This is a genomic window from Flavobacterium aurantiibacter (assembly GCF_002251775.1).
GTDB classification, from domain to species: domain Bacteria; phylum Bacteroidota; class Bacteroidia; order Flavobacteriales; family Flavobacteriaceae; genus Flavobacterium; species Flavobacterium aurantiibacter.
Genome location: NZ_NOXX01000076.1, coordinates 1 through 2,365, shown reverse-complemented (window position 1 = coordinate 2,365; position 2,365 = coordinate 1). Strand labels below are relative to the sequence as shown.

Below are 2,365 nucleotides of genomic sequence, written 5' to 3'. Positions count from 1 at the left end.
ATAACATCAAAAATCAATTAATTTAATTTCACCCAACGGGTTAATTTCTAATAAGTTTACATACTCAACGAACTCTTAAATACGGTAATTATTGTAAAAGTCTCTCAAGTATTTTAGAAACTTCATACGGTTTTTCTAGGGGGCTAATATGTCCTCCCTCAATAACAATAGTTTCAATATTGGGCGGTTTTGGCACATAATCCTCTACTCCTTTTAAAGCTATGGCTTTAACTTTTAGTGTTTTGATTAAATCCGTTGCATCAATAGCATCCAAAATAACAACTTTGTCGATTTGCTTAACTTGCTTATTTGATAAGATACTCATTGGTCGTTGGAGCTGATTTATCAAAGATGCATTTTCTTTCAATGATACTTTTCCAAATAAGGCTTTTGCGGCTTGTTTTGTATAAAAATTTCGTAACACTAACATGGAATGTTGTAGGCCAAAGGTAGCCTTTCGCTTTTTTGAGGCTGCTTGAAATGGCATATTACAAAACCCTATTGACGCAAAAAGTTCTGGATATTTGTGTGCTGCTCTCAAAATAGTCATACTACCCCAGGAGTGACCAAAAGCAATGACTTTGGATATTTTCAAACTGTCTAAAATCTCAATTAGCATGTTTGAACAGTCAGTCATAGTCCAATTCGTTTTTATAATCTCTCTGCTATTTCCATGAAAAGGCATATCAATAGAAATTACTGTACGGTCGTTTATTTCTTTAATTTGGCTGTCCCACAAGTGATGGTCAAAATATACCCCATGAAGAAATATAATTGGCACTTTATCAAAAGTGTTTTCTTTTATATAAACGGCTATCCTCCCGATATTTGTAGTTATATATTTTGGTTGTGCATAAGTATTCATAAATGATAACAAAGAAAGGATTACAATGAGAAAAAATTTATTTTAGTTGCTAATTGAAGGGGCTTGTTTTGAAAATGTTTTATCTGTAATTTGCTCAACAATGAAAGCTGCCATATCTTCTAATGTTATTGATTGCTTTAACCCTTTACCATCAATAGTTGCTTTACTATTTTTTTTTCGCAGGTTTATCAACAATATTTGGGCATCGAACAATGGTCCAGTCCAATTGGCTATTCATTATTACCGGCTCCATGCGGTTCTTGTCATCAATGATTACTTTCAACCATTTCATGAAATAAGGGAGAATAATTTTGTTGAAGAACCAAGGCTGAAAAGCAACACTATTACCAGCACCAACATTACTCATCACAACAAGTCTTTTCACGTTGCTTTTCTCCATTTCATCTACTATTATTTTGGTAGCATCTGATATAAAAGTGGATTGTTTTCCGTTACCTTTTCCGCCAATGCCCAAACATTGAATTACGACATCTTGATTTTGTATGATTTCGTCAACTGTATTTCTGTCAAGTACATTTCCTTCAACTATTATAAGATTACTAGCTTTCATTGGAATGGAATTCCTATTTCGAACAAGAATGGTTACCTGATAATCTTGAGATAAAGCTTTTTTTAGAATTGCGCGCCCCGAAAAACCACTGGCACCAAAAATGACTACTTTCATATGTAATATTAAATTTCATTTGTTAAACAAAATCGTTTTCTAATATAAGTGTAAAAAAATGAATTTTTTGGAATGCTGTCTGTTAAAATATCCTCTGAAAATAAATTAATTAGTAATGTCTATTCGTTTAGAATTGTGAATGAAATGATTTAAATTTCCAAATAATGTTAAAAACAGAAAACTAACTCTATTAACACTTTCTCATAAAATAAAAAAACTTTCAGTAAAGTATCGTAATGCCGCTTGACGAAGTAGCAGATTTAGAAGAGCACTTACTTTCAATTTAGTACTGAACCCGCCATTTTCCTNTTTCTCATAAAATAAAAAAACTTTCAGTAAAGTATCGTAATGCCGCTTGACGAAGTAGCAGATTTAGAAGAGCACTTACTTTCAATTTAGTACTGAACCCGCCATTTTCCTAAACCGCTGTTGTGTGCTGTTTTTATTGAAGTCCTTTAAAAAAGTTCCAAACTTCTTCTGCAAATTCAATATCTCGGTTTTGTACACCTTGTGCTGGAGACGAATTGGAAAATACTGTTTTGCTTGGAGCTTGATGTCCTGCATTATTTAATATGTAATATACTAAAGGATTTGTACCATTATATATTCTTTTTTCTACGTTTCCTGCATCGCTAGTATTAAGGTCAAAGGTTGAAATTGTTGGTGTGACATTTTGCAAACCGTTTCTTTGTAACCAATAACTTATAGTTGCTGTCTGTGAGATTACTTTTCCACGATTACAATTTCCACCTACATTAGCAACACATCCACCATTTGCTGGCATTGCTGGGTCACTTGTTCCGTGTGTTAGCAAA

Annotated in this window: 3 protein-coding genes; all 3 read right to left on the bottom strand. The window is 33.0% G+C overall.

All coding sequences use genetic code 11. The features are described 5' to 3' along the window. Positions 1 to 88: 88 nt before the first annotated feature. Positions 89 to 865 carry an alpha/beta fold hydrolase gene (locus CHX27_RS00975; RefSeq protein WP_094484912.1) on the bottom strand — a complete coding sequence of 259 codons (777 nt, stop codon included), beginning with the start codon at positions 863 to 865 and terminating at the stop codon, positions 89 to 91. A 166-nt stretch (positions 866 to 1,031) separates the two neighbouring features. After that, on the bottom strand, positions 1,032 to 1,550 hold the full coding sequence (locus CHX27_RS00970; protein WP_094484911.1) for an NAD(P)-dependent oxidoreductase: 519 nt from the start codon (positions 1,548 to 1,550) through the stop codon (positions 1,032 to 1,034). 442 nt (positions 1,551 to 1,992) lie between these two features. Further along, a partial coding sequence (locus CHX27_RS15450; protein WP_207758913.1) for a hypothetical protein occupies positions 1,993 to 2,365 on the bottom strand: 373 nt, incomplete at its 5' end.

Bases quoted from the DNA above. Each gene is read 5' to 3' on its own strand.
- CHX27_RS00970 (WP_094484911.1), bottom strand. From the start codon at position 1,550: ATGAAAGTAGTCATTTTTGGTGCCAGTGGTTTTTCGGGGCGCGCAATT.
- CHX27_RS00975 (WP_094484912.1), bottom strand. From the start codon at position 865: ATGAATACTTATGCACAACCAAAATATATAACTACAAATATCGGGAGG.